Annotated in this window: 10 protein-coding genes and 1 pseudogene; 9 read left to right on the top strand and 2 right to left on the bottom strand. The window is 65.3% G+C overall.

What is annotated here, in order from left to right:
* From VML93_RS01860 to VML93_RS01820, 9 genes and pseudogenes are all read left to right on the top strand, one after another.
* Window positions 1-430, top strand: a 430-nt coding sequence (locus VML93_RS01860) for a PE-PPE domain-containing protein (protein WP_325607078.1), incomplete at its 5' end; no start/stop codon positions are given.
* Window positions 431-434: 4 nt separating this feature from the next.
* Entirely contained in the window at window positions 435-584 is a 150-nt protein-coding gene (locus tag VML93_RS01855; RefSeq protein ID WP_325607076.1) for a hypothetical protein, read from the top strand.
* Window positions 542-682 (top strand): annotated as a pseudogene (locus VML93_RS01850) (EstA family serine hydrolase); the annotation flags it as partial. The gene VML93_RS01855 and the pseudogene VML93_RS01850, both read left to right, overlap by 43 nt.
* A gap of 216 nt (window positions 683-898) precedes the next feature.
* Complete coding sequence (locus VML93_RS01845; RefSeq protein ID WP_325607074.1) at window positions 899-1891, top strand: quinone oxidoreductase family protein; 993 nt, start codon at window positions 899-901, stop codon at window positions 1889-1891.
* A gap of 88 nt (window positions 1892-1979) precedes the next feature.
* On the top strand, window positions 1980-2621 hold the full coding sequence (locus VML93_RS01840) for a TetR/AcrR family transcriptional regulator (protein ID WP_325607072.1): 642 nt from the start codon (window positions 1980-1982) through the stop codon (window positions 2619-2621).
* Window positions 2618-3142 (top strand): VOC family protein, encoded by a 525-nt coding sequence (locus VML93_RS01835; RefSeq protein WP_325607070.1) that lies wholly within the window; start codon window positions 2618-2620, stop codon window positions 3140-3142. Before VML93_RS01840 ends, VML93_RS01835 begins: the two co-directional genes overlap by 4 nt.
* A 5-nt stretch (window positions 3143-3147) precedes the next feature.
* Window positions 3148-3660 (top strand): carboxymuconolactone decarboxylase family protein, encoded by a 513-nt coding sequence (locus VML93_RS01830; protein ID WP_325607068.1) that lies wholly within the window; start codon window positions 3148-3150, stop codon window positions 3658-3660.
* A gap of 12 nt (window positions 3661-3672) precedes the next feature.
* Window positions 3673-4458: an MBL fold metallo-hydrolase gene (locus VML93_RS01825; protein WP_325607066.1), complete on the top strand. Its 786-nt coding sequence runs from the start codon at window positions 3673-3675 to the stop codon at window positions 4456-4458.
* Between the two features lie 46 nt (window positions 4459-4504).
* Window positions 4505-4900: a nitroreductase family deazaflavin-dependent oxidoreductase gene (locus VML93_RS01820; RefSeq protein ID WP_414686258.1), complete on the top strand. Its 396-nt coding sequence runs from the start codon at window positions 4505-4507 to the stop codon at window positions 4898-4900.
* Between the two features lie 91 nt (window positions 4901-4991).
* Here the strand turns inward: VML93_RS01820 and VML93_RS01815 are convergent, their stop codons facing one another.
* Window positions 4992-5612, bottom strand: coding sequence for a helix-turn-helix domain-containing protein (locus tag VML93_RS01815; RefSeq protein WP_325607062.1), 621 nt, complete (start codon window positions 5610-5612; stop codon window positions 4992-4994).
* The coding region (locus VML93_RS01810) for an SDR family oxidoreductase (protein ID WP_325607080.1) at window positions 5609-5727 on the bottom strand (119 nt) is incomplete at its 5' end. The genes VML93_RS01810 and VML93_RS01815, both read right to left, overlap by 4 nt.

The raw sequence follows: 5727 nt of genomic DNA, 5'->3' as shown, positions 1-5727 counted from the left end.
CCACACCACGTACTACATGTCGCTGGACAACGGGCTGCCGTTGGTTCAGCCGCTGCGCAGTCTGGGTGTCCCCGGCAATGCGATCGCCGACCTGCTGCAGCCGGATCTGCGGGTGATCGTCGACCTCGGCTACGCCAGCGGTCAGTACGCCGACATTCCGACCCCGGCGCAGTTGATTGGGATCCCCAACCCGCAGACTGTGCTGCCGGCGCTGGCCACCGGGACGGTGCAGGGTGTGCAGGCGTTCGGCGTGGACGTGGGCCTGTTGCCGCAGTCGATGTTCCCGAACGCCTACCCGTATCTGCCGGTGCTGGATCCCGGGCTGAACATTCCAATGGGCCAGCCCAGCGTGACGGCGGTCTCGCTGCTCACCGGCGCGGAGGGGCAGCTGATGGACAGCCTGGGCCTGATCCCGAGCTGGGACCAGTAAGCCGGTGAGGCAAAAAGTCACGGCCTCAACCGATCTCGTCGGTGGAGAGGTCGACGAGGGGTACGGCAAGGTCGCCGACGCCTTTCGCCGCAACCTGGGCAGCGGCCAGGAGGATTCGCCGACCCGGACACCGGCGTTGGATACGCGTATGTGATGAACAAGCACGGCTTTCACGTAACCGCCGATCCGAGAGAACGCGCCCTCCGCAACGCCCTGTTCCGTGGCGTCCTGGGTTGCCTGCCGCAAACCTGAAGTCGTTATCAGAACGCGGGTCCCCATCCCGGTGCGGGTACCGCGCACACACCGGCGAAGTGAGCGGAATATGCCGCGCGTCTACGATTCCCGGCTCCACATCGTCGACGCCGGCCCAAGGCGCGCACTGCCGAAAAATCGCCGCATTCTTGACGCGGCACGCTTACGTCCTATAACTTGTTAGTCAACAAGTTAGTTAGACGGATGGGAGCCGAGGTGGCAGTGAAGATGCTGGCGCTGGTGGGTGGCGCCGGGCCTGACTGGGAGGTGCGCGAGATCGACGTGCCGACTCCGAGTGCAGGTCAGGTGTTGGTCCGGGTGGTCGCCGCGGGGCTCAATCGGGCTGACCTGTACATGTTGGAGGGGTCGTACAACCCGAACTCGAAGACGAGCAATGTCTTCACAGCGGGTTTGGAGATGGCGGGCGAGGTCGTAGCCGTCGGTGACGGGGTGGATTCGGTCAAGGTCGGCGAGCGGGTTGGTGCGGCGGGCCTGGGGGCGTTCGCGTGGTACGCCGTCCAGGACGCTCGTCACGTTATTGCGATGCCGGAGTCACTGTCTTGGACCGATGCCGCGGCACTGCCGGTAGGGTTGGCGACCGAGCATGACGCTTTGGTCAGTCAAGGGGGCTTCGTTCGGGGCATGAGTGTCCTGATCGTGGGTGCGACCACCTCCATCGGGCTGATCGCGGTGCAGATGGCGAAGGCGCTGGGTGCATCGCTGGTGGCCGCGACCACGACTTCGGAGGACAAGAAGGCGGCGCTCACAGCGGCCGGCGCCGACGTCGTCATCGACACCAACACCGAGAGCCTCGCCGACGCGATCCTTCCGTCAACCAACGGCTCTGGGGTGGATATCGTCCTGGACCACGTCGGCGGTCAGTTGTTCGCCGACTCATTCATGGTGACCCGGCTGGGAGGAACGGTCGTCAACATCGGGCGGCTGGCCGGTCCGCAGTCCACCATCGACTTGAACGCCTTGTCGTTTCGCCGCTTGCGGGTACTCGGCACGACATTCAGCGTGCGCACCGCCGACGAACTCGCCTCGGTGTGCAGCGCACTCACGCCGCAAATTCTGCCCGCCGTCGCCGATGGCCGTATCCGCCCGGTGGTCGACCGCGCCTTCGCGTTCGACGATGCCCTCAAGGCCGCGGAGTACCTGCGCAGCAACCAGGCCGTCGGCAAGATCGTTTTGACGGTCAGCGAGTAATGGTCCACCCCGGCAGCACCTGGTGGACCGATCCCTGGACCAAACCAACCTTCGTCCAGGGCCACACCACCCGACGAGGAGGCACCACATGACCGACGACATCGCCGGTCCGCGCACCCAGGAATTCCGGCGAGCCGAAGCCGAACGCCGGCTCATCGCTGCGGCCGCGGAAATGGTCGGCGAGGTCGGACCGTCCAACGTCACCCTGGCCAACGTCGGCGAGCGGGCCGGTTACAGCCGGGGCCTCGCGACCCATCACTTCGGCTCCAAGGGCGCGTTGATGCAGCGCCTCGTCGAGGCGGTGACCCACCAGTTCCGCGACGCGATGTTCCAGCAAGGCGGCGCCGATGACCCGGTGACCGAACTGCTCACGCTCACCGGCATCTACTTCGACGTCGTCACCGACCTGCAACCAGTCAACCGGGCCCGCTTGGTGCTGTGGGCCGACGCGGTCGCCAACCCCACCGAAGACACCCGCACCCGAATGGTCGCCGCCGACCGCGAGTTTCGCGAAGAGATCGAAAAGCGCATCGAGCTCGCGACGACCGCCGGACGAATGCCCGACACCGTCCACCCGCAGGGGTTGGCCACCGTCATCGTCGCCATGCTCCGCGGGACGGCGCTGCAATCCCTCATCGACAATCACGTGGACCTCGACGCCGCCAGAAGTGAAGTCGAAGCCCTGCTGATCCACCGACTCACCACCGACCAGGAAGAAGATCCATCATGAGCCGCACTTTCGGCAAGATTGCCCAGATCGGATACGTCGTGCGCGACATCGACGCCGCCATGGACAACTGGGTCAAGCACGGTGTTGGGCCCTGGTTCTACGTCGACCGCGTCCAGACCGACTACTTCCGCTACCGCGGCGTCGAATCGGACATGCAGATGAGCGTGGCGCTGGCGAACTCCGGAGACGTCCAACTCGAACTGATCCAGCCGCGCAACGACGCTCCGTCGATGTACAAGGACTTCCTCGACTCCGGACGCGAGGGGATGCAACACATCGCGTACTGGTCCAACGACTTTCAGCATCTCCTCGACCAGGCGCTCGCCGACGGATACACCATCGGGCAGGAAGGCAGCATCGGCGGAGAACAGGGCCGCTTCGCCTACCTCGACACCGAACGCGAACAGGGCACCGTCATCGAACTCTCCGACATCAGCGGCCCCAAAGGCCAGTTCTTCCAATACATCCGCGACGTCGCCGCCAACTGGGACGGCAGCGACCCCATCCGCGGGCGGGAGTGAGCCACGTGGACTACCCCGACCTGGACGCCCTGCCGCAGCACCTCAAGGACACCCTCGCTCAGCATGCGCCGGTAAACGTCTACCGGATGGTCATGCACTCACCGGGGCTGGCACCAGGGTTCTTCGTCATGGCCGACGCGATGTTTCAAGCCAACTCACTCCCGGCGCACCTACGTGAACTGGCCATCCTACGGGTCGGATACCGCTACACAGCGCCCTACGAAACTCACCAGCACGAGCTGATCGCTGAGTACTCCGGGCTGTCCGCCGAGGCCATCGCGGCAGCGGCGACCGGCCGTACCGACGGCTTGCCCGACGACGAAATCGGCATCCTGTCCTGGACTGACCGGCTGCTCGACGACCACACCCTCATCGGCGCCGACCGCGACGACGCCCTGAACCTGCTCACCGTCACCCAACTGGCCGATCTCGTAATGACAGTCGGCTTCTACCAACTGGTCTGCAACTTCCTCAACACCTTCGAGGTGACCACGGAAGGCGAACCCACCCATGGCTAAGGAACATTCATCGTGAAGGTGCACCACCTCAACTGCGGCACCATGGACCTGCCCACCGCTTCACTGGTATGTCACGTGCTGCTCGTCGAAACCGACAATGGACTCGTCCTCGTCGACAGCGGTTTCGGGTCGCACGACTGCGGCGACCCCGCACGGCGAATCGGAGCCTTCCGCCATGTCATCCGACCCCGACTGCTACACATCGAAACCGCCGCACACCACGTCGAGGCACTCGGCTTCCGACCTGACGACGTCCGCCATATCGTCATCACTCACTTCGACCTCGACCACGTCGGAGGAATCTCCGACTTCCCGCATGCGCAGATCCACCTCACCTCCGCCGAAGCCCTGGGAGCCATTCACGCTCCGTCTGCCCGTGAAAAGCTGCGCTACCGCCATCCGCAGTGGGCGCATGGACCGCGCCTGGCCGAGCACGGTCCCGGCGGGGAATCGTGGCGAGGATTCGCCGCCGCACAACCACTCGACGACATCGACCCCGGCATCGTGCTCGTCCCCATGCCAGGCCACACCCGCGGCCACACCGCGGTCGCTGTCGAAGCCGGTCACCGCTGGGTACTGCACTGCGGGGACGCCTTCTACCACCCAGGCACCCTCGACGGTCAATCCCGAGTTCCGTTCATCCTGCGCGCACAGGAAGAACTCATCGCCTTCGACCGCAAGCAAGTTCACGCCAACCACGAGCGTCTCGCCGAGCTACACCGACGCCAAGAACCCGACCTGCTCGTCGTGTGCTCGCATGACCCCACCCTCTACGAACACGCTCGCGACACCGCCTAACACGACAGAGCCGAATGCCGAGTGCCACCTGAAAGGTCGATCGACAGTGAAGTTTACCCGCGGATACGCGCGATGGAATCGCGCAGTGACCAACAAGGCGGTGCGCTTGTGGGCCGGCTGGGTGCCCGGGATGGGCGTACTGACCCACGTCGGCCGAAAGTCGGGCAAGAAATACCGCACCCCGCTGAACATCTTCCCGACCGATGACGGCTACGCCGTACTGCTGCCGTACGGCCCCACCACCACCGAGTGGCTCAAGAACTTACGGGCTGCTGGGAGTGCTGATCTCGTGCACTACGGCCGGCACATTCGCGTCACCAACCCGCGGATCACGACGAAGCCAGATAGCGTCGCGAGGGTCCGCAGTCCGTGGCGCACGGTCTACTCGAAGGCTCCATTCGACGACGCCTTGCTGCTGGACGCCCAAGACGATCATCGCTGAACGGTTCGTCCAGCGCGTCGACCGCAACCGGGAACGCGGTCGAATCGACCGTTCCCGCTTAGGCTCCCAGACCGCGACTTGCAACTGTCTTTCACGACGTCTTCTTCCTCTTCCAGTGCGGACTTTTGATGGCTTCGAGGGCTTCGGTGACGTAGCGATCCAGCGGCCGCGGGTCCGCGGTGGATTGGCGCACCCACTGCTGGAACCCGAAATCTGCTGCGGCAAAGGTGAGTTGGACCAGCAGGCCGGGACGGATGTCCAGGCCGGGGTTGACGCCCATCCGTTCGGCGACCAGCTTCGTGGCACGCTCCCGGTCGGCGGGTGTGTGCATCGTGAGCTTGTCGAGCAGACCGGGTGCCACCAGCAGGGCAGCCCGCCACTCTTCGGTGTCGGACTCGTCGAAGGACCGGGTCCGGGTGGTCATCGCGTTGATCATCGCGACATCGGGTGACTCGCCGGCCGGCCGCTGCTCGAGCAGCGCCACCACCTCGGCGCCGCCATGGCGCACCGGCGCCAGCAGCAGCTCCTCTTTCGTCGGCACATGCCGGAAGTAGGTGCGCGGCGAAACCCCTGCGGCAGCGGCGATCTCCTCCGTCGTCACACCGTCGTAGCCGCGCTCGGCGAACAGCCGGAACGCCGCCCGCCCGATGTCGGCCCGGATCTGCGCCCGCTGTCGGTCTCGCAGGGACTCTCGCCTGCTCGGAAAGGTCACCGGAAGCAGCCGATCCCGCCGTCGATGTGAATCGTCTGCCCGGTGATGAACGTCGCGTCGGTGCTGAGCAGAAACGCCACCAGCGCGCCGACGTCGGTGCGGACATCGCCGATGC

The organism is Mycobacterium sp., from assembly GCF_035499775.1.
Classification (GTDB): Bacteria; Actinomycetota; Actinomycetes; order Mycobacteriales; family Mycobacteriaceae; genus Mycobacterium.
Note: the sequence above shows the minus strand (reverse complement) of the source record. Positions and strands in the feature narration are given on the sequence as shown.

What these genes read in the sequence shown, in the direction of transcription:
- VML93_RS01840 (WP_325607072.1), top strand. Translation starts at nt 1,980, where the DNA reads ATGACCGACGACATCGCCGGTCCGCGCACCCAGGAATTCCGGCGAGCC.
- VML93_RS01835 (WP_325607070.1), top strand. Translation starts at nt 2,618, where the DNA reads ATGAGCCGCACTTTCGGCAAGATTGCCCAGATCGGATACGTCGTGCGC.